The sequence below is a fragment of the Streptomyces sp. NBC_00016 genome (assembly GCF_045040885.1).
Classification (GTDB): domain Bacteria; phylum Actinomycetota; class Actinomycetes; order Streptomycetales; family Streptomycetaceae; genus Streptomyces; species Streptomyces coriariae.
This window is the reverse complement of sequence record NZ_CP108304.1, coordinates 1,863,020-1,886,679: the sequence shown is the minus strand read 5'-3', so window position 1 is coordinate 1,886,679 and position 23,660 is coordinate 1,863,020. Positions and strand designations below refer to the sequence as shown.

General features: G+C 71.7%; 21 protein-coding genes. 14 read left to right on the top strand and 7 right to left on the bottom strand.

The genetic code is table 11. The features are described 5' to 3' along the window. Positions 1-18 precede the first annotated feature (18 nt). Both OG933_RS08480 and OG933_RS08475 read left to right on the top strand, forming a co-directional pair. Positions 19-510 carry a macro domain-containing protein gene (locus tag OG933_RS08480; RefSeq protein WP_362518658.1) on the top strand — a complete coding sequence of 164 codons (492 nt, stop codon included), beginning with the start codon at positions 19-21 and terminating at the stop codon, positions 508-510. Further along, positions 507-1,490: an adenosine kinase gene (locus OG933_RS08475; RefSeq protein WP_405626287.1), complete on the top strand. Its 984-nt coding sequence runs from the start codon at positions 507-509 to the stop codon at positions 1,488-1,490. Before OG933_RS08480 ends, OG933_RS08475 begins: the two co-directional genes overlap by 4 nt. Before the next feature lie 73 nt (positions 1,491-1,563). Here the strand turns inward: OG933_RS08475 and OG933_RS08470 are convergent, their stop codons facing one another. Beyond that, the gene (locus tag OG933_RS08470; protein WP_405626286.1) at positions 1,564-3,057 is read right to left on the bottom strand and encodes a M1 family metallopeptidase; all 1,494 of its coding nucleotides are present in this window, start codon (positions 3,055-3,057) and stop codon (positions 1,564-1,566) included. A gap of 201 nt (positions 3,058-3,258) precedes the next feature. On the opposite strand from OG933_RS08470, the gene OG933_RS08465 reads away from it, so the two are divergent. Continuing rightward, complete coding sequence (locus tag OG933_RS08465) at positions 3,259-5,205, top strand: Xaa-Pro dipeptidyl-peptidase (RefSeq protein WP_405626283.1); 1,947 nt, start codon at positions 3,259-3,261, stop codon at positions 5,203-5,205. Positions 5,206-5,219: 14 nt separating this feature from the next. Here OG933_RS08465 and OG933_RS08460 read toward each other — a convergent pair whose 3' ends face one another. Beyond that, positions 5,220-6,182, bottom strand: coding sequence for an NAD(P)/FAD-dependent oxidoreductase (locus OG933_RS08460; RefSeq protein ID WP_405626281.1), 963 nt, complete (start codon positions 6,180-6,182; stop codon positions 5,220-5,222). Between the two features lie 94 nt (positions 6,183-6,276). Here OG933_RS08460 and OG933_RS08455 point away from each other — a divergent pair, with 94 nt between their 5' ends. Continuing rightward, on the top strand, positions 6,277-7,917 hold the full coding sequence (locus OG933_RS08455; RefSeq protein ID WP_362518671.1) for an ABC-F family ATP-binding cassette domain-containing protein: 1,641 nt from the start codon (positions 6,277-6,279) through the stop codon (positions 7,915-7,917). Positions 7,918-8,001: 84 nt separating this feature from the next. Here OG933_RS08455 and OG933_RS08450 read toward each other — a convergent pair whose 3' ends face one another. Beyond that, on the bottom strand, positions 8,002-10,422 hold the full coding sequence (locus OG933_RS08450; protein ID WP_405626278.1) for a Tex family protein: 2,421 nt from the start codon (positions 10,420-10,422) through the stop codon (positions 8,002-8,004). Between the two features lie 81 nt (positions 10,423-10,503). Continuing rightward, entirely contained in the window at positions 10,504-10,635 is a 132-nt protein-coding gene (locus OG933_RS08445) for an LPFR motif small protein (RefSeq protein ID WP_020129452.1), read from the bottom strand. A gap of 166 nt (positions 10,636-10,801) precedes the next feature. Between OG933_RS08445 and OG933_RS08440 the strand changes: the two genes are divergently transcribed. Both OG933_RS08440 and OG933_RS08435 read left to right on the top strand, forming a co-directional pair. Beyond that, positions 10,802-11,773, top strand: coding sequence for a GlxA family transcriptional regulator (locus tag OG933_RS08440; protein WP_405626275.1), 972 nt, complete (start codon positions 10,802-10,804; stop codon positions 11,771-11,773). 28 nt (positions 11,774-11,801) lie between these two features. Then, entirely contained in the window at positions 11,802-12,437 is a 636-nt protein-coding gene (locus OG933_RS08435; protein ID WP_405626273.1) for a DJ-1/PfpI family protein, read from the top strand. Here OG933_RS08435 and OG933_RS08430 read toward each other — a convergent pair. Then, a complete protein-coding gene (locus OG933_RS08430) occupies positions 12,424-13,173 on the bottom strand; it encodes an enoyl-CoA hydratase/isomerase family protein (protein WP_020129455.1) in 750 nt (249 codons plus the stop codon). The genes OG933_RS08435 and OG933_RS08430 overlap by 14 nt on opposite strands. A 329-nt stretch (positions 13,174-13,502) precedes the next feature. On the opposite strand from OG933_RS08430, the gene OG933_RS08425 reads away from it, so the two are divergent. Then, the gene (locus tag OG933_RS08425) at positions 13,503-14,021 is read left to right on the top strand and encodes an ATP-binding protein (RefSeq protein ID WP_142268172.1); all 519 of its coding nucleotides are present in this window, start codon (positions 13,503-13,505) and stop codon (positions 14,019-14,021) included. A 3-nt stretch (positions 14,022-14,024) separates the two neighbouring features. Here OG933_RS08425 and idi read toward each other — a convergent pair whose 3' ends face one another. Both idi and OG933_RS08415 read right to left on the bottom strand, forming a co-directional pair. Further along, positions 14,025-14,618: an isopentenyl-diphosphate Delta-isomerase gene (idi, locus tag OG933_RS08420; protein WP_054241366.1), complete on the bottom strand. Its 594-nt coding sequence runs from the start codon at positions 14,616-14,618 to the stop codon at positions 14,025-14,027. Positions 14,619-14,806: 188 nt separating this feature from the next. Beyond that, positions 14,807-15,748: a cation diffusion facilitator family transporter gene (locus OG933_RS08415; RefSeq protein ID WP_362518680.1), complete on the bottom strand. Its 942-nt coding sequence runs from the start codon at positions 15,746-15,748 to the stop codon at positions 14,807-14,809. A 668-nt stretch (positions 15,749-16,416) separates the two neighbouring features. Here OG933_RS08415 and OG933_RS08410 point away from each other — a divergent pair. The 7 genes from OG933_RS08410 to OG933_RS08380 all read left to right on the top strand — a co-directional run bounded on the left by OG933_RS08410 (position 16,417) and on the right by OG933_RS08380 (position 23,514). After that, complete coding sequence (locus tag OG933_RS08410) at positions 16,417-18,264, top strand: DUF5941 domain-containing protein (protein WP_362518682.1); 1,848 nt, start codon at positions 16,417-16,419, stop codon at positions 18,262-18,264. Continuing rightward, entirely contained in the window at positions 18,261-19,013 is a 753-nt protein-coding gene (locus OG933_RS08405; RefSeq protein ID WP_054241363.1) for a sugar phosphate nucleotidyltransferase, read from the top strand. Before OG933_RS08410 ends, OG933_RS08405 begins: the two co-directional genes overlap by 4 nt. After that, a complete protein-coding gene (locus OG933_RS08400; RefSeq protein WP_405626270.1) occupies positions 19,001-20,062 on the top strand; it encodes an iron-containing alcohol dehydrogenase family protein in 1,062 nt (353 codons plus the stop codon). Before OG933_RS08405 ends, OG933_RS08400 begins: the two co-directional genes overlap by 13 nt. Next, positions 20,040-20,819, top strand: coding sequence for a CDP-alcohol phosphatidyltransferase family protein (locus tag OG933_RS08395; RefSeq protein WP_171400706.1), 780 nt, complete (start codon positions 20,040-20,042; stop codon positions 20,817-20,819). The genes OG933_RS08400 and OG933_RS08395 overlap by 23 nt, the downstream gene beginning before the upstream one ends. 8 nt (positions 20,820-20,827) lie before the next feature. Next, positions 20,828-21,700: a glycosyltransferase family 2 protein gene (locus OG933_RS08390; protein ID WP_405633285.1), complete on the top strand. Its 873-nt coding sequence runs from the start codon at positions 20,828-20,830 to the stop codon at positions 21,698-21,700. Between the two features lie 100 nt (positions 21,701-21,800). After that, a complete protein-coding gene (locus OG933_RS08385) occupies positions 21,801-22,730 on the top strand; it encodes an ABC transporter permease (RefSeq protein ID WP_028806782.1) in 930 nt (309 codons plus the stop codon). Then, positions 22,723-23,514 carry an ABC transporter ATP-binding protein gene (locus OG933_RS08380; protein ID WP_362518694.1) on the top strand — a complete coding sequence of 264 codons (792 nt, stop codon included), beginning with the start codon at positions 22,723-22,725 and terminating at the stop codon, positions 23,512-23,514. The genes OG933_RS08385 and OG933_RS08380 overlap by 8 nt, the downstream gene beginning before the upstream one ends. The last annotated feature ends 146 nt before the right edge of the window (positions 23,515-23,660 follow it).

Here is a 23,660-nt window from a genome sequence, read left to right as displayed (position 1 = left end):
ATCGCCTACGGTGGCGTCATGTCGGAGATCACTTACGTCCGGGGTGACGCCACCGTTCCGTCGGTGAAGGGCGTCAAGGTGATCGCCCATGTCTGCAACGACCTCGGGGGATGGGGGAAGGGCTTCGTCCTGGCGCTGTCCCGCCGCTGGCCGGAGCCGGAGGCCGCCTACCGTGCCTGGCACCGCGAGCGCGCGTCGAACGACTTCGGCCTGGGCGCGCTCCAGCTCGTCCAGGTGAAGCCCGATCTCTGGGTCGCCAACATGATCGGCCAGCGCGGCACCCGGACGGGCAGCAAGGGCGTCCCCGTGCGCTACCCGGCCATCGACACCGCCCTGGCCCGCCTCGCCGACCGGGCGATCGAACTCGGCGCGTCGGTGCACATGCCCCGGATAGGCTGCGGTCTGGCCGGCGGCAAGTGGTCCCGCGTCGAACCGCTCGTCACCGAGCGGCTGGTCGAGCGGGGCGTCGCGGTGACGGTGTACGACCACGGGGAGGGGCAGCGCCCATGAGCGCCGACGACGAGAACACGGGGAGCACGAGCGCCGGGAACACCGGGAGCACGAGCACCGGGAACATCGAGCACGCCGAGGACATCGACGTCCTGGTCCTGGGCGGGGCGGGCGTGGACACGATCGTGTACGTACCGGAGCTGCCGCTCCCGTACGCCGACAGCTACATGATCGACAGCGGTATCCGCGCCCGCGCGGGACAGACCGGCGACTTCGTCGCCCTGGGTCTCACCGCCCTCGGTCTGCGCACCCACCACCTCGACTTCCTGGGCGACGACCCCGAGGGAGACCTGGTCCGCGCCCTGCACCGGGACAAGAAGATCGCCCTCACCGCCGTCCCGCAGCCCGCCGGGACCAAGCGGGCGGTCAACCTGGTCGGCCCGGACGGGCGGCGGCTGTCGCTGTACGACAACAGCCGCGGGCGCCCGGACGACCGCTTCCCCGAGGACACCCTGCGGCGCCTCGCCGCCGCGAGCCGCCACGCGCACGTGTCCATCACCCACCCCGGCGCCGAGGCCCTGCCCGTACTGCGCGAGGCGGGCGTCGGTATCTCCACGGACCTGCACAACTGGGACGGGGAGAACCCCTACCACGAGGCCTTCGCCTACGAGGCGGACGTCGTCTTCGTCTCCGTGACCGCCCTGACCGACCCGGAGACGACCATGCGCCGTATCGCCGAGCGGGGCCGCGCCGAGGTGGTCGTCGCCACGGCCGGCGCCAAGGGCGCCTATCTGCTCACCGACGGCGAGCTGACCCACGTCCCGGCCGCCGTCCCGCCCGGCCCGGTGGTCGACTCCAACGGCGCGGGGGACGCCTTCGCGTCCGCCTTCCTCTTCGGCCGGCTGGGCGGCGAGCCGCCGCACCGGTGCGCCGAGTACGGCGCGCTGGCCGGCGCGTACGCCTGCACGGTGCCGGCCACGGAGAGCGCCGCCCTGTCGCGCGAGGCACTCCTGGCCCGGGCGGCTGCCACCGGGCGGTAGCACCGACCGGGCCAGGTGCCCCTGCGTCAGGCGGGAGTTCGGAGTTCGGGGCGGCAGCGGGCGGCGACGAGGCTCAGTGCTCGTGCACGTCGTTCGTCGCCGCGATCTTCTTCCAGGACTTCGGCTGCGCGGGAGCGGCCGACACCTTCGCGATCGACGCCGTCCGCGCCGCGGGCGCGGCAGGCTTCGCCGGCTGGAACAGCCAGGTGTCGAACAGGGGGCCCAGTTCCTTCCCGGAGATCTGCTCGGCGTACTTCTGGAGGTCGGCGACGCTCGCGTTGCCGTACGCGTGCTTCTTCGGCCAGCCCTTCAGGACGGCGAAGAAGGCGTCGTCGCCGATCTCGTTGCGCAGCGCCTGGACCGCCAGTGCGCCCCGGTCGTAGACGGCGATGTCGAACTGGTTCGCCGCGCCCGGGTCGCCGGGCTTCACCGTCCAGAACGCGTCGTCGGCCGGGTGCGAGGCGTACACGTAGTCCGCGAGTTCCTGCGCCGTGCCCTCGCCCTCGTGCTCGGACCACAGCCACTGCGCGTACCGGGCGAAGCCCTCGTTCAGCCAGATGTCCTTCCACCCCGCCACGGACACGTGGTCGCCGTACCACTGGTGCGCCAACTCGTGCACGACCACGGAGACGTTGGAGCCGTTCGCGAACTGCCGGGGGCTGTAGAAGGGCCGGGTCTGCGTCTCCAGCGCGTATCCGGTGTTGGTGTTCGGCACGTACCCGCCGAGCGCGTCGAAGGGATACGGCCCGAAGTACCCGCTGAGCCAGTCGGCGATCTCCCCGGTCCGCTCGATGCTCGCCCGCGCCGCGCCGGCGTTGTCGCCCAGGTCCTTGCTGTAGGCGTTCACGACCGGGATCCCGCTCTCGGTCGTCCCGGTGGTGATGTCGAACTTCCCGACGGCGAGGGTGGCCAGATAGGTGGCCTGCGGCTTGTTGGACCGCCAGTTGTAGCGGGTCCAGCCCAGTCGTGAACTCGTCGACTGGAGGGTTCCGTTGGAGATGGCCTGCGAGCCGTCGGGCACCAGCACCGACACGTCGTAGGTGGCCTTGTCGAGCGGGTGGTCGTTGCTGGGGAACCACCACCAGGCCGCCTCGGGCTCGTTGGCGCCGACCCCGCCGTCCGCGGTGCGGTGCCAACTGGTGAAACCGTACGCCTGCTTCGAGGACGGGATTCCGCTGTACCGCACCACGACCGTGACCGTCGCGCCCTTCGCCAGCGGCGTCTTCGGCGTGATCTCCAGCTCGTGCTCGCCCGAGGTCGTGAACGCCGCCACGGCGCCGTTGACCCGTACCTCGCTCACGTCGAGCAGGAAGTCCAGATCGAACCGGGACAGCTCCTGCGTGGTCTTCGCCAGGATCGTCGCCGTCCCGTCCAACTCGTCCGTGGCCGGCTGGTACTTCAGCCGCAGGTCGTAGTGGGAGACGTCGTATCCGCCGTTGCCGTACGCCGGGTAGTAGGGGTCGCCGATGCCCGGGGCGCCGGGGGAGGCGCTCGCGGCCGATGCCGGGATCGCCAGCAACACGGACGCGGCAGCGAGTGCGCCCGGCGCGATGATTCTGCGGTGCACGAAAGCTCCAAGTCGTTGAGTCACGCGGTCTGTTCGGAGCCTATTGACTCCCTGTGTCCCAGGGCCTGCCCACCGCCACCCCTGTCACACGATCGCCATTCGGCCGTCACGGGCAGCCCCTCCGCAGGGGCGTTTTCCGGCCACAGCTGAGCCACAGCTGCCCTCTTCTGCACGGGAGTTGACCCGAGTACCGTCCCGCGCATGTCGACACGCATGCGCTTCATGATCTGGAGACCGCTCGCGACCGCCGCCATCACCCTCCTGGTGGCCTCCTTCCTCACCCCGGCCGCGGCCCACAGCGCCCCGCGCGAGAGCCGGCCCGTGTATGCGTACGAGAACGCCATCCGCGAGGCCGTCTGGGTGGACACCGGACTCGACGGCGACAGCGACGGAAAGAGGGACCGCGTCGCCGTCGACATCGTCCGCCCCCGCGAACTCGCCGCACAGGGCCGCAAGGTGCCCGTCGTCATGGACGCCAGCCCCTACTACTCCTGCTGCGGACGCGGCAACGACAGCCAGCGCAAGACGTACGACGCCGCCGGGAACGTCGTGCAGATGCCGCTCTTCTACGACAACTACTTCGTGCCGCGCGGCTACGCCTTCGTCGGCGTCGACCTGGCCGGCACCAACCGCTCCGACGGCTGCGTCGACGTCGGGGGACGCTCCGACATCCAGTCCGCCAAGGCCGTCGTCGACTGGCTGAACGGCCGTGCCAGGGCGTACACCACCCGCACCGGCACCACGACCGCCAAGGCGGGCTGGACCAACGGCAGAACCGGCATGATCGGCAAGAGCTGGGACGGCACCATAGCCAACGGCGTGGCCGCCACCGGCGTGAAGGGCCTGAAGACCATCGTCCCGATCGCCGCCATCTCCTCCTGGTACGACTACTACTTCGCCCAGGGCGCCCCCCTCTACGACTCCGGACCCGACTGGCTCTCCGACTACGTCGACAGCCCCGAAGCCCGCGCCAGGTGCGCCGCCGTCCAGCGGGAACTCGTGGACGAGGCCCCGCGCACCGGCGACCTGACATCGCTGTGGACCGAGCGCGACTACGTCGAGGACGCGCGCAAGGTGAAGGCGAGCGTCTTCCTCATCCACGGCCTGCAGGACCTCAACGTCCGCACCAAGCACCTCGGCCAGTGGTGGGACGCCCTCGCGAAGAACGGGGTCGAGCGCAAGATCTGGCTCTCCCAGACCGGCCACGTCGACCCCTTCGACTTCCGCCGCGCCGCCTGGGTGGACACCCTGCACCGCTGGTTCGACCACGAACTCCTCGGCTACGACAACGGCATCGACCGCGAACCCATGGCCGACATCGAACGCCACCCCGACAGTTGGGTCACCTCCACCGTCTGGCCGCCGCACGGCACCCGGACCGCCACCCTGCGCCCCTCCACCGGCGACCGGCCCGGCGTCGGCACCCTCGGCCTGCGCAAGGGCACGGGCACCGCCGCCTTCACCGACGACCCGCGGCTGAGCGAGACCGAGTGGGCCGCGCAGATCGACACCCCGACCCCCGACAAGGCCGGATTCGTCACCGGGCCCCTCACCCGTGACCTGCGTCTGTCCGGCTCCTCCCAGGTCACCGTCACCGCCACGCCCACCACCGCGACGGCCCACCTGAGCGCCGTCCTCGTCGACCTCGGCCCCGACACCATCCGCGACTACGCGGCGAGCGGCGAGGGCATCAGCACCCTCACCGACCGCACCTGCTGGGGCGCGAGCACCACGGGCGACAGCGCCTGCTTCCGGGAGACCGCCGCCAAGACCGTCGACGTCGGTCGGACGGTCGTCAGCCGCGGCTGGGCCGACCTCGGCACCTACGCCGACCCCGGCAAGGGCGTCCCGCTCACCCCGGGCAGGGCGTACACCCTCACCCTCGACCTGGCGGCCACCGACCATGTCGTCCCGGCCGGTCACCGGCTCGCCCTGATCGTCGCGGGCACCGACCGGGACCTCATCGACCCGCCCGCCGACACCCCCACCCTCACCCTGGACCTGTCCCGCACCTCGGCCCGGGTCCCGTTCGTCGGAGGCGCCGACGCCTTCGCCCGCGCCACGTCCGGATCGGCGGCGGCCGCCACCCCCGACGCCCGGTCCCCGGACGGCGTACGGACACCGCATCACACGTACCGGATCCCGTAATCCCGCAGGCGGGGTCAGGAGGCGGCCGGGAGCACCAGCCCGGCCGCCTCCTCCGCACAGCCCCACGCCACCGTCACGCCCGCCCCGCCGTGCCCGTAGTGGTGCACCACCGTCCGCCCGTCCGGCAGCTCCGCCCGCTCCAGCCGAACCGTGCCCCGGACCGGCCGCAGCCCGACCCGGTGCTCCAGGACCCGCGCCCCGGCGACCTCCGGCCGCAGGGCCGCGCAGCGCCGCACGATCGCCTCGGCCACCTTCGGATCCGGTTCCAGCGACCACACGTCGTCCTGCGCCGTACCGCCCAGCACCAGCCGCCCGGCGTGCGGGAACAGATAGGCCGTCTCGCCGTCCGGGCCGGTGGAGACGAGCCAGGTGTCGATGCCGGGGTTCTCCACGACGACGAGCTGCCCCCGTACGGGCCGCACCGACGGGTCCGCCGCCAGCCGCCCGGCGTCCAGCCCCGTGCAGTTCACCACCACCGGCGCCTCGGCCTGAGCCAGGTCGGTCACCGTGCGCTCCTCGATCGTGCCGCCCGCCCGCAGCAGCCGCCGCCGGAGCCAGGGCAGATAGGCCGACATGTCGATCAGCGGCAGCCGGGCCCGGACGCCGGGCCCCACGCCGTACTCACGTGCCGTCGTCCGGCGCAGCCCGGCCAGCCGGCCTGCCGCCCAGCCCTCGACCTCCTCCAGGTCGGTCTCGCCGAGGATCCCGTCGACCAGGCGCACCCCGGTCTCCCCGGGCCGCTCGGCGAGCTGCTCGTAGATCTCCAGCGAGCGCAGCGCCCACGCGCGCGCCCGCGCCATCGGCTCGATGTGGTACGGCCACCACAGCGCGCCGGCCACGGCCGAGGTCGTCCGCTCGACCGGGTCGCGCGTCCAGATCCGGACCCGCAGGCCGCGCTCGGCGAGCACGACGGCCGTCGCCAGCCCGATGACCCCGCCGCCGACCACGATCACATCGCCGCTCAACCGAGTGTCCACGCCCGGACGTTAACCGACCGCACCGCCGCACAGCGAGATCGCGGGGAATCCGGCGCGACCGCACCCCCGGACGGCCACTAGGATCTACGACCTGATGACTGCCACCCTCGTCGCCAAGAACCTCGCCGCCGGCCACGGCGACCGCTCCCTCTTCTCCGGGCTCGACCTCGTCGTCGCCCCCGGGGACGTGATCGGGCTGGTCGGTGCCAACGGCGCGGGCAAGTCCACCCTGCTGAAGCTGCTCGCCGGGCTCACCGCGCCCGAGCAGGGCGAGCTCAGGCTCTCCCCGCCGACCGCGAGCGTCGGCCATCTGCCCCAGGAACCGGAGCGCCGCCCCGGCGAGAGCGTGCGGGACTTCCTCGCCCGCCGCACCGGCGTCGCCGAGGCCCAGCGCACCATGGACGAGGCCACCCAGGCCCTGGTCGACGGAGCGCCCGGCGCCGACGACGCCTATGCGACGAGCCTCGAGCGCTGGCTCGACCTCGGCGGCGCCGACCTCGACGAGCGCGCCGAGGAGGTCACCGACTCGCTCGGCCTCGGAGTCGGCCTCGACCAGCCGATGACCTCCCTGTCCGGCGGTCAGGCCGCCCGCGCCGGCCTCGCCTCCCTCCTCCTGTCCCGCTACGACGTCTTCCTGCTCGACGAGCCGACCAACGACCTCGACCTCGACGGCCTGGAGCGCCTGGAGCGCTTCGTGAAGGGTCTGCGCGCCGGGACCGTCGTCGTCAGCCACGACCGCGAGTTCCTCACCCGCACGGTCACCAAGGTCCTCGAACTGGACCTCGCCCAGCAGCAGATCAACCTCTACGGCGGCGGCTACGACGCCTACCTGGAGGAGCGGGACGTGGCCCGCCGGCACGCCCGCGAGGACTTCGAGGAGTACGCCGACAAGAAGGCGGCCCTCCAGGACCGCGCGCAGACCCAGCGCTCCTGGATGGACAAGGGCGTGAAGAACGCGCGCCGCAAGGCGAGCAACGACAACGACAAGATCGGCCGCAAGTTCCGCAGCGAGGCCAGCGAGAAGCAGGCCGCGAAGGCCCGGCAGACCCAGCGCATGATCGAGCGCCTGGAGACCGTCGAGGAGCCGCGCAAGGAGTGGGAACTGCGCATGGAGATCGCGTCCGCGCCACGCTCCGGCGCGGTGGTCGCCACCCTGCGCGAGGCCGAGGTGCGACGCGGCGACTTCACCTTCGGGCCGGTGTCCCTGCAGATCGACTGGGCGGACCGGGTCGCGGTCACCGGCGCGAACGGCGCGGGCAAGTCGACCCTCCTCGGCGCGCTCCTCGGCCGGGTCCCGCTGGACGCCGGACAGGCCACCCTGGGCTCGGGCGTCCTGGTGGGCGAGGTCGACCAGGCGCGGCAGCTGTTCCACGGACCAGAGTCCCTGCTGGACGCGTTCCGCGCGGCCGTACCCGACACCGAACCGGCCGAGGTGCGCACCCTGCTGGCCAAGTTCGGCCTGAAGTCGGACCATGTCACGCGTGCGGCGGCCACCCTGTCACCCGGCGAACGCACCCGCGCGGCCCTCGCGCTGCTCCAGGGCCGGGGCGTCAACCTCCTGGTCCTCGACGAGCCGACCAACCACCTGGACCTCCCGGCGATCGAGCAGCTGGAGTCGGCCCTCGACGCCTACGAGGGCACGCTGCTCCTGGTCACCCACGACCGGCGCATGCTGGACGCGGTCCATGTCACGCGCCGCCTGGAGGTCGCGGACGGCAAGGTGACCGAGCGCTAGGACACCCGAGGCGGGTCCTCGTGACGAGGACTGCCGAGGACTGCCGGGGCCCGGCGGGCCGGGCCCCGGTGTCGTGCGGCGCTGTCAGCGCCTGCCCTTCTTGGGGTCGACGAGGCCCGCCCGGCGCAGAGCGTCGGCCATCGCGCTGTTGCCCGGAGGCGGCGCCTGGCGCGAACCGCCGCCACCGCCACCGCCACCGCCGGCACCTCCGCCGCGCTGGCCGCCCTGCTGCCGCTGCTGCGGCGGGCGCCCGCCGCTCCGCTGCGGTCGGCCCCCGCCGGAGGACTGGCCCTGACCGCCCTGCGGGGCGGCCTCGTCGTCCAGCCGCAGCGTCAGCGAGATCCGCTTGCGCGGGATGTCGACGTCGAGGACCTTCACCTTGACGATGTCACCGGGCTTGACGACGTCCCTGGGGTCCTTGACGAACGTCTTCGACAGCGCGGACACGTGCGCCAGGCCGTCCTGGTGGACACCGACGTCGATGAACGCCCCGAAGGCCGCCACATTGGTCACGACGCCCTCCAGGACCATCCCGCGGGACAGGTCGGAGATCTTCTCCACGCCGTCCTTGAAGGTGGCCGTCTTGAAGGCGGGCCGAGGGTCGCGCCCGGGCTTCTCCAGCTCCTTGAGGATGTCCGTGACGGTCGGCAGACCGAACGTCTCGTCCACGAAGTCCGTCGGCCGCAGTGAGCGCAGCACGCCCGTGTTGCCGATGAGGGCCGCCACGTCCTGGCCGGAGGTCTTCACCATGCGCCGCACCACCGGGTACGCCTCCGGGTGCACGCTGGAGGAGTCCAGCGGGTCGCTGCCGCCGCGGATGCGCAGGAAGCCCGCGCACTGCTCGTACGCCTTCGGGCCGAGCCGGGCCACCTTCTTCAGCTCGGAACGCGAGGTGAAGGGCCCGTTGGCGTCCCGGTGCGCCACGATGTTCTCGGCGAGTCCGGTGGAGATGCCGGACACCCGGGACAGGAGCCGCGCCGAGGCCGTGTTGACGTCCACGCCCACGCCGTTCACACAGTCCTCCACCACCGCGTCCAGCGAACGCGACAGCTTCACCTCGGACAGGTCGTGCTGGTACTGGCCGACACCGATCGACTTGGGGTCGATCTTCACCAGCTCGGCGAGCGGATCCTGGAGCCGGCGCGCGATCGACACGGCGCCGCGCAGCGACACGTCCATGTCGGGCAGTTCCTGGGAGGCGAAGGCGGAGGCCGAGTACACGGAGGCCCCCGCCTCGGACACCATCACCTTGGTGAGATTCAGCTCCGGGTGCCTGGTGATGAGTTCACCGGCGAGCTTGTCGGTCTCGCGGGACGCCGTGCCGTTGCCGATGGCGACCAGGTCGACGGTGTGCTCCTTCGCCAGCCGCGCGAGCTTGGCGATCGCCTCGTCCCACTTGTTCGCCGGGACGTGCGGATAGATCACGTCGGTGGCGACGACCTTGCCGGTCGCGTCCACGACGGCGACCTTCACGCCCGTCCGGAAGCCGGGGTCCAGGCCCAGCGTCGCGCGCGTGCCGGCCGGGGCGGCGAGCAGCAGGTCGCGGAGGTTGGCGGCGAAGACGTCGACGGCCTCGTCCTCGGCGGCCGTCCGCAGCCGCAGCCGCAGGTCGATGCCGAGGTGGACGAGGATGCGGGTGCGCCAGGCCCAGCGGACGGTGTCCGTCAGCCACTTGTCGCCCGGCCGGCCGCGGTCGGAGATGTCGAACCGGCGTGCCACGATCCCCTCGTACGACGAGGGACCGGGCTGCTCGGCGGGCTCCTCCGGCTCCAGGACGAGGTCGAGGACCTCCTCCTTCTCGCCGCGCAGCATCGCCAGGACGCGGTGCGAGGGCAGCGCGGTGAACGGCTCGGCGAAGTCGAAGTAGTCGGCGAACTTCGCGCCCGCCTCCTCCTTGCCGTCGCGCACCTTGGCGGCGAGCCGGCCGCGCCCCCACATGCGCTCGCGCAGCTCGCCGATCAGGTCGGCGTCCTCCGAGAACCGCTCGGTGAGGATCGCCCGCGCGCCGTCCAGCGCGGCCTGCGGGTCGGCGACGCCCTTGTCGGCGTCGACGAACGCGGCGGCCGCCGCGAGCGGATCGACCGTCGGGTCGCCGAGCAGTCCCTCGGCGAGCGGTTCGAGGCCCGCCTCGCGCGCGATCTGCGCCTTGGTGCGCCGCTTGGGCTTGTACGGCAGGTAGATGTCCTCCAGCCGCGCCTTCGTCTCGGCGCCGAGGATCTGCGCCCGGAGCGCGTCGGTGAGCTTGCCCTGCTCGCCCACCGACTCCAGGATCGCAGTCCGCCGCTCCTCCAGCTCCCGCAGGTAGCGCAGCCGCTCCTCGATCGTGCGCAGCTGCGCGTCGTCGAGCATCTCGGTCGCTTCCTTGCGGTAGCGGGCGATGAAGGGCACCGTCGAGCCGCCGTCGAGCAGCTCCACGGCGGCCTTCACCTGCCGCTGCCGTACGCCGAGTTCCTCGGCGATCCTGCCTTCGATGGACCCTACTTCGATGGACCCGGGTGTCGTCACGATCCCGTACCGCCTTCTCCACTGAGGTTGCGCGGCAATTGTGGCAGGTGACACCGACACTCGGGGATCAGGGCGCGGCCATCAGGCCCTGCGGCTCCTCGTGGAGCCCGAGGCCCCGCCGAAGAGCCGGGCCAGCGCCCGGAAAGGCAGCGTCACCACAGTGGCGACGGCGCCACCGATCTGGCGCAGGACGTCTGCGATCGCACGGAACACGAGCTTCCCCTTTTCGTTCTTCGTCTTGCCTTCTTCGTCGCCCGGCCGCTCCGGCCGAGAAGGACCGGGTACCTCGAGATCGTCGGGTCATGCCGACGGGTCGTGGCAGAAAAGGTGGGGAACCCGTCATTGCCGCCCCGCGCCCCGCCCGCGAAGAATCGTTCCCATGCCGCAGCGAACCGTTCCCACCGTTCTCATCGTGCTCTTCGACGGAGTCCAGAGTCTCGACGTGACCGGCCCCCTGGAGGTCTTCGCGGGCGCCGAGCGGCACACTCCGGGCACCTACCGGATCCGTACGGCTTCCCTGGACGGCGCTCCGGTGCGCACCTCCAGCGGGCTGACCCTCGTACCGGACGAGGCCCTCACACGCGCGGGCGACCCGCACACGCTGCTCGTCCCGGGCGGCCGGGGCACCCGCCGCCCGGACGCCGCGCCGCTGACGGACTGGCTGCGCGTGCACGCCCCGCGCGCGGAGCGCCTCGTCTCGGTCTGCACCGGCGCGACCCTGCTCGCCGCCGCGGGTCTGCTGGACGGCCGCCGGGCGACGACCCACTGGGCGTACTGCGACCGGCTCGCCCGCGACCACCCGGCCGTGCGGGTCGACCCCGACCCGATCTACGTCCGGGACGGGCACGTCCACACCTCGGCCGGCGTCACCTCCGGCATCGACCTGGCCCTCGCCCTGGTCGAGGAGGACCTCGGCCGTGACGCGGCCCTGACCATCGCCCGGCACCTGGTCGTCTTTCTGCGCCGGCCCGGGAACCAGGCCCAGTTCAGCGCGCAGCTGGCCGCCCAGACGGCCGAGCGCGCGCCCCTGCGGGAGGTCCAGCACTGGATCACCGAGCATCCCGCCGCCGACCTGAGCGTCGAGTCGCTCGCCGCCCGCGCCCTGCTCTCCCCGCGCCACTTCGCCCGCGCCTTCCGTGACGAGACCGGCATGACGCCCGGCCGCTATGTCGACCGGGTCCGCCTGGAGCATGCCCGCCGTCTGCTGGAGGACACGGCCGACGGCGTCGAGGAGATCTCCCGCGCCAGCGGCTACGGCACCCCCGAGGCCATGCGGCGCGCCTTCGTCAAGGCGCTCGGGACGCCCCCGGCGGAGTACCGCCGCCGGTTCCGTCCCGCACCCGTCCACTGAAGCCCCGTCAGCCCGATGAGAGGAACCCATGCAGATCGCCGTCGTCGTCTACGACCGCTTCACCGCCCTCGACGTCGTGGGCCCGTACGAGATGCTCTCCCGCGCCCCGGGCGCCGAGATCGTCTTCGTGGCCGAGGAGAGAGGGCCCGTCCGCACGGAGACCGGCTTCCTGGCCGTCACCGCCGACCGGGCGCTGTCCGAGGTCCCCGCCCCCGACATCGTGATCGTCTCCGGGGGGCCCGGCCAGAGCGCGCTGATGGAGCACGAGCCCCTGCTCGACTGGCTCCGGACCGCCGACGTCACCAGCACCTGGACGACGTCCGTGTGCTCCGGCTCCCTGCTGCTCGCGGCCGCCGGTCTCCTCGAAGGCCGCCGCGCCACCTCCCACTGGCTGGCCCTGGGGCAGCTCGAGGCGTTCGGTGTCGAGCCGACCGGCGAACGCGTCGTCTTCGACGGCAAGTACGTCACCGCGGCCGGCGTCTCGTCCGGCATCGACATGGGACTCGCCCTGCTCGGCCGGATCGCGGGCGACGACCATGCCCGGTCCGTCCAGCTGGGCACGGAGTACGACCCGCAGCCGCCCTACGACGCCGGCGCCCCGCACAAGGCACCCGCCCACCTCGTGGAGAAGCTGCGGGCCCGCAGCCGCTTCATCCTGACGTAGTCCAGGTGAAGCGCGGCTCCCTGCGCTCCAGGAACGCGGCGACGCCCTCCGCGGTGTCGCCGCTGCCGCGCGCCTGCGCGCTCCAGTGGGCGTCCCGGTCCCCGCGGCCGTTCGCGAACTCCTTGGCGGCGGCCTGCGTCAGCTGCGAGCGGGACACCAGTACGCGGGTGAACTCCGCGACCCGCTCCTCGAGTCCGTCGACGGGCAGCACCTCGTCGACCAGACCCGTGCGCAGCGCCCGCTCGGTGTCGATCAACTCGCCGGAGAACAGCAGGTACTTGGCGGTGGCCGGGCCGACCAGGGACACCAGGCGCCGGGTGGCGGTGGAGGGGTAGACGATTCCGAGCTTCGCCGGTGTCACCCCGAACTGCGCGCCCTCCTCGGCGAACCGCAGGTCGCAGGCCGCGGCGAGCTGGGCGCCACCGCCGACGCAGTGCCCCCGGACCGCCGCCAGGGTCGGTTTCGGGAAGGCCGCCAGGGCCTCCTCGGCACGCACCGCCAGCTCCTGCGCCTCCTCCGGCGACTCCCGGAGCGTGGAGATGTCGGCCCCGGCGCAGAAGGTGCCGCCCGCGCCGGTCAGCACCAGCGCCCGCACCGCCGGGTCGGCGGCCAGGGTGTCGAGCAACGGGGGCAGCGCCGCCCACATCGCGGCTGTCATGGCGTTGCGCTTCGCCGGGTGGTGCAGGACGACGGTGGCGACCGCGTCGGTGACGCCGTGCAGCAGATCGGGCTCCATGCTCCGGATGCTAACCACCAGCTCGTCCGCATGATCGGAACGGCCGATGTGAGAGGCACGACACCGGCGGCAAAGGGAACCAGAGCCCACCAAAGGGAACCAATGGCGGCCAAAGGGGAGGAGCGGCGCCGCCGAACCCGTACAACCCGAAGAGTGCGCGAAGTCGGCGCGGAGAGGACAGAAAACGGTCCCGCGGTCGACTCCGTCATCCGGGGGCGGTCGGAAACGTTCGATAACTGCTGACTTCTGTTCAGTCATCCGGAGGGGAGGGCCTCGGTACCAACACTTCACGTGTGGTGACAATCGAGCGCGAGGGTGGCGACCGGACGATGGACGATCAAGGGCGCGGGCCCGACCCACGCCCAGAGGGCGCCCCGGGGGACCCTTCCGAATCCTCTGCGGAAGCCGTGCTCCGGCCGCTGCCCTACGAAGGCGTCTGGCGCTTCACCGCGCCCGCCGTGGACGCCTCGGTCCCGCAGGCGCGACACGCCGTGCGGGACCTGCTGTACCGCCAGGGGGTGCCGGTCTCCGACGACCTGGCCCAGGGCCTCCTGCTGATCGTCTCCGAACTGGTGACCAACGCCGTCCGGCACGCGGCGGTGCTGTCGCCGGTGCTCGCCGTGGAGGTGGCGGTCGGGGCCGAGTGGGTGCGGGTGTCGGTGGAGGACAACCATCCCTACCGTCCGACCGCCCTGGAGGCCGACCACGGCCGCACGGGCGGCCGGGGACTGCTGCTGGTGCGGGAGATCACCCTCGAGGCGGGCGGGGTCTGCGACGTCGAGCACACCGCGGGCGGCGGCAAGGTGATCTGGGCCGCCCTGCCGCTCAAGCCCGTGCGGGTGCCCTGAGGCTCACCAGCCGGCCGACGGCCCCGTCAGCTCTCTGACCGCCGGACGTGCCGCGTCCAGCACGGTCATGAACCAGGACGAGAACGGGTCCCCGGCGTGCCGCTCCGCCAGTTCGGCGGGCGTCACGAAGGCCGTGTCGCCGACCTCCTCCGCGTCCGGCCGCAGCGGGGACTGCACCAGCCCCACGAACAGGTGGTTGTACTCCTGCTCGACCAGACCCGACTCCGGGTCCGGGTGGTTGTAGCGGACCGTGCCCGCCTCGGCGAGCAGCGACGGGGAGACGCCGAGTTCCTCGAAGGTGCGCCGCGCGGCCGCCGCGAACGGCGCCTCACCCGGGTAGGGGTGACCGCAGCAGGTGTTGGACCACACCCCGGGGGAGTGGTACTTGCCGAGCGCCCGCTGCTGGAGCAGCAGCCGGCCCCGCTCGTCGAAGAGGAACACGGAGAAGGCGCGGTGCAGCTGCCCCGGCGGCTGATGGGCGGCCAGCTTCTCCGCGGTGCCGATCGTGACGCCGTTCTCGTCGACCAGCTCCAGCAAGATCGCGTCCGCGGTGCCGTTCGACGACGTCTGTGTCGCGGTGGCAGGTGTGATCGGCATACCCATCCTTAGCATCGGTCCTCGCGTCCCCAGTCTGCCGTACGCGTCCGGCACTCCCGGCACTTCACGCGAAAGCGCGCATGTCCCGCGCGGCAAGGGACCCGGTAGGTGATCTTGCCCGGCACCGGGAGCGGGGAACCGTCCGGAACGTCTGTGCGGATCACGCGGCGCGGACGGCAGGCGCACGCTCAGTGACAGAGCCGCGCCTCGTGCTCCGCGTGCCCGCTCGGCTCCAGCTGGAAGGTGCAGTGCTCCACGTCGAAGTGGTGGCCCAGGCAGCCCTGGAGCTCGTGCAGCATCTTCTCGTGGCCGATCGCGTTCAGTACGTCCGAGCGCACCACCACGTGCGCCGACAGCACCGGCATCCCGGAGGTGATGGTCCACGCGTGCAGATCGTGGACGTCCTCCACCCCGTCGAGAGCGAGTATGTGGGAGCGCACCTCCGCCATGTCGACGTCCTTGGGAGCCGACTCCAGCAGTACGTCGAGTGTCTCGCGCAGCAGCTTCACGGTGCGCGGCACGATCATCAGGCCGATGACGAGCGAGGCGATCGGGTCGGCGGCCTGCCAGCCGGTGGTGAGGATCACCACCGCCGAGATCAGCACCGCCACCGAACCCAGCGCGTCCGCCGCCACCTCCAGGAACGCCCCGCGCACGTTCAGGCTCTCCGCCTGGCCGCGGATCAGCAGCGACATCGAGATCATGTTCGCGACCAGGCCGATCCCGCCGAACCAGATCATCAGCCCGCCCTCGGTGGTGGCGGGAGTGAAGAACCGCTGGACCGCCTCGTACAGGACGTAGCCGCCCACGCCGAGCAGCAGCAGACAGTTGGCGAGGGCGGCGAGGATCTCGGCGCGGGCCAGTCCGAAGGTGCGGTTCGCGCTCGGCGGCCGGTTGGCGAAATGGATGGCGAGCAGCGCCATGCCCAGGCCCAGCGCGTCCGTCGCCATGTGCGCGGCGTCCGCGACCAGTGCGAGGGAGTCCGCGAGCACCCCGCCGACGATCTCGACGACCATGACGCCGAGCGTGATCGACAGGGCGACGCGCAGCCTGCCCCGGTACGCCGCCGCGGCCGTGGCGGTGGCCGGCACGTGGGTGTGCGTATGGCCGTGGTCGTGCCCAGCCCCCATGGAAGCAGCCCTTCTGTGGTCCGTCGTGGGCCGTCGCGTTCTGCCCCGCGATCACAGTGAACTACGGGTGGGGGGTATCCGGCAACGCGGCACTGAACACCGTTGTCATGTGCCCTGACCTGCGGAAACGAATCGCAGGTCAGGGCACCCTCATCTGCTGCTCGGCGGGGTGCGGCTGTCGGCCCGGCGCGCGGCGGGAAGACGCCCGGGCCGCCGACGCGCTCCCCGGCCCGGTCGTGCCCCCGGTCGTGGCACCCGTGCCGGATGCGCGCTGTGCCCCGGATGCCCCGAAGTCTGCGATCCATCCGTTCCGGCGGGGATGAGTCATGTCATGCCGGAAGTTCCCGTCCCGACCGGTACGGACGCCCCGGCCCGGTGGACAATGTCCTGGATGTCGGCACTTGGGTTCGCAGTTTGTCGCCCGGGCCGCCGATCACCGATGATGATCTCGGCAAAGGCCGGTTCAAGAGCCGAGTTCAAGCCGTGCTGCCGGACTGCGTCGATCTGCCTGAACGGGCGGTGAACACGGCGTTCCCGGCATCCGATAGCCTCTGCCGACATGCCGCCCGCCTGGTGCGGCCACTGGTGAAGTCGCCGGTGCGTCCCAGGGGCGCCTCCATCGTGTACATGACCGGCGTGAACGCGCCGGACCCAGGGAGTGAGTTCGGTTGTCGACCGCCATCCTCACCGGCTCGCCGGTCCCCGGATCGTCGATCGAGGGCGATCTGCGGTCCCTCGGCTTCGACGTCCGGACCGCCTCCGACGCCGGTGACGCCGAGGCCCTCCTCGCCGCCGTCCCCGGCGACCAGCGCGTCGCCGTCGTGGACGCCCGCTTCGTGGGTCACGAGCACGCGCTGCGCCTCGGCCTGACCGACCCCCGCTTCCCGCTCGGCGCCATCCCGGGCGCGGTGACCGCGCAGCCGGCCGGCAGGCAGGCCCTGACCCGCGCGATGGCCAGGGAGAACTCGGCGAGCGCCGGCACCGCCCACGGGGGTGCCCCCGCGCCGGCGAGGTCGAGCGTGGGACACATCGACAGCATCGACAGCCTCGCCGACCGGGTAGTCGCCGCCCTGGACGCCGACGGCGCCGAGGTGCACCGCCCCGAGCTGGGCAGTCTGGTCGCGGAGGTCCCGGCCGACCCGCAGGCCCGCAACGAGGCACGGCAGGCCGTCGCCGCCGTCGACGACGAGGCGGTCCGCCTGAAGTCGGCCGTGAAGGCGCGCGACGGCTTCTTCACCACGTACTGCATCAGCCCGTACTCGCGCTACATCGCCCGCTGGTGCGCCCGCCGAGGCCTCACCCCCAACCAGGTCACCACCGCCTCGCTGATCACCGCGCTGATCGCGGCGGCCTGCGCGGCCACCGGCACCCGGGGCGGGTTCGTCGCGGCCGGCGTGCTGCTGATCGCGTCCTTCGTGCTGGACTGCACCGACGGCCAGCTCGCCCGCTACTCCTTGCAGTACTCCACGCTCGGCGCCTGGCTCGACGCCACCTTCGACCGCGCCAAGGAGTACGCCTACTACGCGGGTCTCGCGCTCGGCGCGGCTCGGGGCGGCGACGACGTGTGGGCCCTGGCGCTGGGCGCGATGGTCCTCCAGACCTGCCGGCACGTCGTGGACTTCTCCTTCAACGAGGCCAACCACGACGCCACCGCCAACACCAGTCCCACCGCGGCCCTCTCCGACAAGCTCGACAGCGTCGGCTGGACGGTCTGGGTGCGGCGGATGATAGTCCTGCCCATCGGTGAACGATGGGCCATGATCGCCGTTCTCACCGCTGCCACCACCCCCCGCATCACCTTCTACGCGCTGCTCGTCGGCTGCGCGTTCGCGGCGACCTACACGACGGCGGGCCGTGTCCTGCGCTCGCTGACCCGCAAGGCCAGGCGGACGGACCGGGCGGCGCAGGCACTGGCGGACCTCGCGGACAACGGCCCGCTCACCGAGCTCCTGGTCCGCACGCTCCCCGTCGGCATCCGCATCCCGGCCCCGCTCAGCGCGGCCGTCGGCGTCCTCCTGCTGGTCCTCGCGGCCTCGCTCGACGGGCCGGGCTTCTCGCTCCTCCTGGCCGCCGTCCTGTACGTCCTGCTCTCGGCCGACGCCCTCCTGCGCCCCCTCAAGGGCGCCCTCGACTGGCTGGTCCCGCCGCTCTTCCGGGCCGGGGAGTACTGCACCGTCCTCATCCTCGCGGCCAAGGCCGATGTGAACGGAGCGCTTCCCGCGGCTTTCGGGCTGGTGGCCGCCGTCGCCTACCATCACTACGACACGGTGTACCGCATCCGCGGCAACGCCGGAGCGCCGCCGGCCTGGCTGGTGCGCGCCATCGGGGGGCAGGACGGGCGCACGCTGCTCGTCGTCGTGCTGGCCGTGCTGCTCACCGCCTCGCAGTTCACGGTCGCGCTCACGGTCCTCGCCGTGGTCGTCGCCCTCGTGGTGCTCCTCGAGAGCATCCGCTTCTGGGTCGCCGCCCACCGGGCAGGCGCCCCGTCCGTACACGATGAAGGAGAACCCGCATGATCGGCCTCGTGCTGGCGGCCGGCGCCGGACGGCGTCTGCGCCCCTACACCGACAGCCTGCCCAAGGCGCTGGTGCCGGTGGGGCCCGCGGGCATAGAGGGCGAACCCACGGTTCTGGACCTGACGCTCGGCAACTTCGCCGAGATCGGTCTGACCGAGGTCGCGGTCATCGTCGGCTACCGCAAGGAGGCCGTCTACGAGCGCAAGGCGGCGCTGGAGGCGAAGTACGGCCTCAAGCTCACCCTCATCGACAACGACAAGGCCGAGGAGTGGAACAACGCCTACTCCCTGTGGTGCGGCCGTGACGCCCTCAAGGACGGGGTCATCCTCGCCAACGGCGACACCGTCCACCCGGTGTCCGTCGAGCACACGCTGCTCGCCGCCCGCGGCGAGGGCAGGCAGATCATCCTCGCGCTCGACACCGTGAAGTCCCTCGCCGACGAGGAGATGAAGGTCGTCGTCGACCCCGACCTGGGCGTCCAGCGGATCACCAAGCTGATGGACCCGGCCGATGCCACCGGCGAGTACATCGGCGTCACCCTCATCGAGGGCGACGCGGCCCCCGCACTGGCCGAGGCGCTCAAGACCGTGTGGGAGAGCGACCCGCAGCAGTTCTACGAGCACGGCTACCAGGAGCTCGTCGACGGCGGCTTCCGCATCGACGTGGCACCGATCGGCGACGTCGCGTGGGTCGAGATCGACAACCACGACGATCTCGCCCGTGGACGGGAGATCGCGTGCCAGTACTGACCCGGCTGATCCCCTCACCGGTCGTCGTGGACATCCGCCCGGGTGCCCTCGACGACCTGGTCGGGGTCCTCGCCGACGAGCGCATCTCGCACTCGGGCAAGCTCGCGATCGCCGTCAGCGGCGGCTCGGGCGCCCGGCTGCGCGAGCGCCTCACCCCGGCCCTGCCCGGCGCCACCTGGTACGAGGTCGGCGGCGGAACGCTCGACGACGCCGTCCAGCTGGCCACCGACATAAAGGCCGGCCACTTCGACGCGGTCGTCGGCCTGGGCGGCGGCAAGATCATCGACTGCGCCAAGTTCGCCGCGGCACGCGTGGGCCTCCCGCTCGTCGCCGTGCCGACGAACCTCGCGCACGACGGTCTGTGCTCGCCGGTCGCCACCCTCGACAACGACGCGGGGCGCGGCTCCTACGGTGTGCCGAACCCGATCGCCGTCGTGATCGACCTGGACGTCATCCGCGAGGCCCCGGTCCGCTATGTGCGGGCCGGTATCGGTGACGCCGTCTCCAACATCTCCGCCATCGCGGACTGGGAGCTCGCCAACCGGATCAAGGGCGAGAAGATCGACGGCCTCGCCGCCGCGATCGCCCGGCAGGCCGGCGAGGCGGTGCTGCGCCACCCGGGCGGCATCGGGGACACCGACTTCCTCCAGGTGCTGGCCGAGGCGCTGGTGCTCAGCGGCGTCGCGATGTCGGTGTCGGGCGACTCCCGCCCGTCCTCCGGCGCGTGCCACGAGATCAACCACGCCTTCGACCTGCTCTTCCCCAAGCGGGCGGCCGCCCACGGCGAGCAGTGCGGACTCGGCGCGGCCTTCGCGATGTACCTGCGCGGAGCGCACGAGGAGTCGGCCTACATGGCCCAGGTGCTGCGCCGCCACGGCCTTCCGGTCCTGCCGCAGGAGATCGGCTTCACGGTGGACGAGTTCGTCCGCGCCGTGGAGTTCGCTCCCGAGACCCGGCCGGGCCGCTACACGATCCTCGAACACCTCGACCTCAAGACCGAACAGATCAAGGACATCTACGCCGACTATGTCAAGGCCATCGGTAGCTGAACTCAGACCGGTCGTCCACCCTCCGGGGGTGAAGGACCGGCGCAGCGGTGAGCACTGGATGGGACGCCTCTACATGCGTGAGGTGTCCCTGCGGGTCGACCGCTACCTGGTCAACACCAGGGTCACGCCCAACCAGCTCACGTACCTGATGACCGTCTTCGGCGTGCTCGCCGCCCCGGCCCTGCTGGTGCCGGGGATCACGGGCGCCGTGCTCGGCGTGGTGTGCGTCCAGATGTACCTGCTGCTGGACTGCGTCGACGGCGAGATCGCCCGCTGGAAGAAGCAGTACTCGCTGGGCGGGGTCTATCTGGACCGGGTCGGGGCGTATCTCACCGACGCCGCCGTGCTGGTCGGCTTCGGCCTGCGCGCCGCCGACCCGTGGGGCACCGGACGCATCGACTGGCTCTGGGCCTTCCTCGGCACGCTGGCCGCGCTCGGCGCGATCCTGATCAAGGCGGAGACCGACCTCGTCGGCGTCGCCCGGCACCAGGGCGGTCTGCCGCCGGTCAAGGAGTCGGCGTCCGAACCGCGCTCCTCCGGGATGGCGCTGGCCCGCCGGGCCGCCTCGGCGCTCCAGTTCCACCGGCTGATCCTCGGCATCGAGGCGTCCCTGCTGATTCTGGTGCTGGCGGTCGTCGACCAGGTGCGCGACGACCTGTTCTTCACCCGGCTCGGCGTGGCCGTACTGGCCGGCATCGCGCTGCTCCAGACCCTGCTGCACCTGGTGTCCATCCTCGCGTCGAGCAGGCTGAAGTGAGCGCGCCGATGAAGGTCGGCGCGGTCGTCATCACCATGGGCAACCGCCCCGACGAGCTGAGAGCACTGCTGGACTCGATCGCCAAGCAGGACGGCGACCGGGTCGAGGTGGTCGTGGTCGGCAACGGCTCGCCCGTCCCGGACGTCCCCGAGGGCGTCAGGACGATCGAGCTGCCCGAGAACCTCGGTATCCCCGGCGGCCGCAACGTCGGCATCGAGGCCTTCGGACCCAGCGGCCGGGACGTCGACGTCCTGCTGTTCCTGGACGACGACGGTCTCCTGGCCCACCACGACACGGCCGAGCTGTGCCGCCGGGCCTTCGACGCCGATCCGAAGCTGGGCATCGTCAGCTTCCGGATCGCCGACCCGGAGACGGGCGTCACCCAGCGCCGCCACGTACCCCGGCTGCGCGCCTCGGACCCGATGCGCTCCTCCCGGGTCACCACGTTCCTCGGGGGCGCCAACGCCGTGCGCACGAAGGTCTTCGCGGAGGTGGGCGGACTCCCGGACGAGTTCTTCTACGCCCACGAGGAGACCGACCTGGCATGGCGGGCCCTCGACGCGGGGTGGATGATCGACTACCGGTCGGACATGGTGCTTTACCACCCGACGACCGCGCCCTCGCGGCACGCGGTGTACCACCGCATGGTCGCCCGCAACCGGGTCTGGCTGGCCCGGCGCAACCTTCCCGCTCCGCTGGTCCCCGTCTATCTCGGGGTCTGGCTGCTGCTCACCCTGGCGCGCCGCCCCTCGGGGTCCGCGCTGAAGGCGTGGTTCGGCGGTTTCCGGGAAGGCTGGAGCACTCCGTGCGGACCTCGTAGGCCCATGAAGTGGCGTACGGTGTGGCGGCTGACCCGACTGGGCCGGCCCCCGGTGATCTGACAAGCTCGTCCCTGAGGGCACCCCGGGCCGTACCGCGGGCCCCCCGGCTCATGCCGGCCTCGTCAAGGCTGCGCATCCCGAAGACGAAAGTTTCCTACCTGTGAGTGAGACAACGCATGACGTCGGAGTCGTGGTGACTGCGCCTCCGTCGCCCGACGAGGGCCTCACGGCGGCACAGCTGGCCGCCAAGTACGGGCTGGCCGTGAGCGGCGCCCGGCCTGCGCTGCGGGAGTACGTCCGGCAGCTCTGGGGGCGCCGGCACTTCATCATGGCGTTCTCCCGGGCGAAACTGGCCTCCCAGTACAGCCAGGCCAAACTCGGCCAGCTGTGGCAGGTGGCCACGCCGCTGCTGAACGCGGCCGTGTACTTCATGATCTTCGGCCTGCTCCTCAACGCCGGCCGGGGGATGTCGAAGGAGGTGTACATCCCCTTCCTCGTCACGGGCGTCTTCGTGTTCACCTTCACGCAGAGCTCGGTGATGACCGGCGTCCGGGCGATCTCGGGCAACCTCGGCCTGGTCCGCGCCCTGCACTTCCCGCGCGCCTCACTGCCGATCTCGTTCGCCCTGCAGCAGCTTCAGCAGCTGCTGTACTCGATGCTGGTGCTGTTCCTGGTCGTGATCGGCTTCGGCAGCTACCCGGACGCCTCCTGGACGCTGATCGTCCCGGTGCTCGCCCTCCAGTTCTGCTTCAACTCCGGTCTGGCGCTGATCTTCGCCCGGGCCGGCGCGAAGACCCCGGACCTGGCGCAGCTGATGCCGTTCGTGATGCGGACGTGGATGTACGCGTCCGGCGTGATGTTCTCCATCCCCGTCTTCCTCGCGGACAAGCCGCAGTGGGTGGCCAACATCCTGCAGTGGAACCCGGCCGCCATCTACATGGACCTGATGCGCTTCGCGCTCATCGAGGAGTACGGCGCCGAGAACCTTCCCGCGCACGTCTGGGCGGTCGCGGGCGGCTGGGCCGTCCTCGTCGCCGTCGGCGGCTTCGTGTACTTCTGGCAGGCGGAGGAGAGGTACGGCCGTGGTTGAGCCGCTCGCGGGACAACGGATCCCGACCGTCATCGCCGACAAGGTCCACATCGTCTACCGCGTCAACGGCGCCAAGTCCGGCAAGGGCAGCGCCACCGCGGCGCTCAGCCGCATCGTCAAGCGCGGCCGCCGCGAGGGCGAGGAACGCGGGGTGCGCAAGGTGCACGCCGTGCGCGGCGTCTCCTTCGTCGCCCACCGCGGCGAGGCCGTCGGCCTGATCGGCTCCAACGGCTCCGGCAAGTCCACGCTGCTGCGCGCCATCGCCGGTCTGCTGCCGCCGGAGAGCGGCAAGGTCTACACCGACGGCCAGCCCTCGCTGCTCGGCGTCAACGCGGCCCTGATGAACGACCTCACCGGCGAGCGCAACGTCACCCTCGGCGGGCTCGCCATGGGCATGTCCCGCGAGCAGATCAAGGAGCGCTACCAGGAGATCGTCGACTTCTCCGGCATCAACGAGAAGGGCGACTTCATCACCCTGCCGATGCGCACCTACTCCTCCGGCATGCAGGCCCGGCTGCGCTTCTCCATCGCCGCCGCCAAGGACCACGACGTCCTGATGATCGACGAGGCCCTGGCCACCGGCGACGCGAAGTTCCGGGGGCGCTCCGAGGAACGCATCCGGGAGCTGCGCGAGCACGCCGGCACGGTGTTCCTGGTGAGCCACAGCAACAAGTCGATCAGGGACACCTGTGACCGCGTGCTGTGGCTGGAACGCGGCGAACTACGGCTGGACGGCCCGACCGAAGAGGTCATGAGGGAATACGAGAAGTTCTCGGGCAAGTAGTGCGATTCGGCCAGGGCCCCGCCGGAACTGTCCGGCGGGGCCCTGCGTCTGCAAAGGAAACGTCAACTCCGGGTCAGCCTAGGAATCTTGACGCCAATCGGTGTGTTGTTGTGATGTCCCGGACACCCCCGCGAACCGTGCCGCGT

Coding starts and splice junctions, on each gene's coding strand:
- OG933_RS08480 (WP_362518658.1), top strand. CDS start 19: ATGTCGGAGATCACTTACGTCCGGGGTGACGCCACCGTTCCGTCGGTG.
- OG933_RS08475 (WP_405626287.1), top strand. CDS start 507: ATGAGCGCCGACGACGAGAACACGGGGAGCACGAGCGCCGGGAACACC.
- OG933_RS08465 (WP_405626283.1), top strand. CDS start 3,259: ATGTCGACACGCATGCGCTTCATGATCTGGAGACCGCTCGCGACCGCC.
- OG933_RS08455 (WP_362518671.1), top strand. CDS start 6,277: ATGACTGCCACCCTCGTCGCCAAGAACCTCGCCGCCGGCCACGGCGAC.
- OG933_RS08440 (WP_405626275.1), top strand. CDS start 10,802: ATGCCGCAGCGAACCGTTCCCACCGTTCTCATCGTGCTCTTCGACGGA.
- OG933_RS08435 (WP_405626273.1), top strand. CDS start 11,802: ATGCAGATCGCCGTCGTCGTCTACGACCGCTTCACCGCCCTCGACGTC.
- OG933_RS08430 (WP_020129455.1), bottom strand. CDS start 13,173: ATGGAGCCCGATCTGCTGCACGGCGTCACCGACGCGGTCGCCACCGTC.
- OG933_RS08425 (WP_142268172.1), top strand. CDS start 13,503: ATGGACGATCAAGGGCGCGGGCCCGACCCACGCCCAGAGGGCGCCCCG.
- idi (WP_054241366.1), bottom strand. CDS start 14,618: ATGCCGATCACACCTGCCACCGCGACACAGACGTCGTCGAACGGCACC.
- OG933_RS08415 (WP_362518680.1), bottom strand. CDS start 15,748: ATGGGGGCTGGGCACGACCACGGCCATACGCACACCCACGTGCCGGCC.
- OG933_RS08405 (WP_054241363.1), top strand. CDS start 18,261: ATGATCGGCCTCGTGCTGGCGGCCGGCGCCGGACGGCGTCTGCGCCCC.
- OG933_RS08395 (WP_171400706.1), top strand. CDS start 20,040: ATGTCAAGGCCATCGGTAGCTGAACTCAGACCGGTCGTCCACCCTCCG.
- OG933_RS08390 (WP_405633285.1), top strand. CDS start 20,828: ATGAAGGTCGGCGCGGTCGTCATCACCATGGGCAACCGCCCCGACGAG.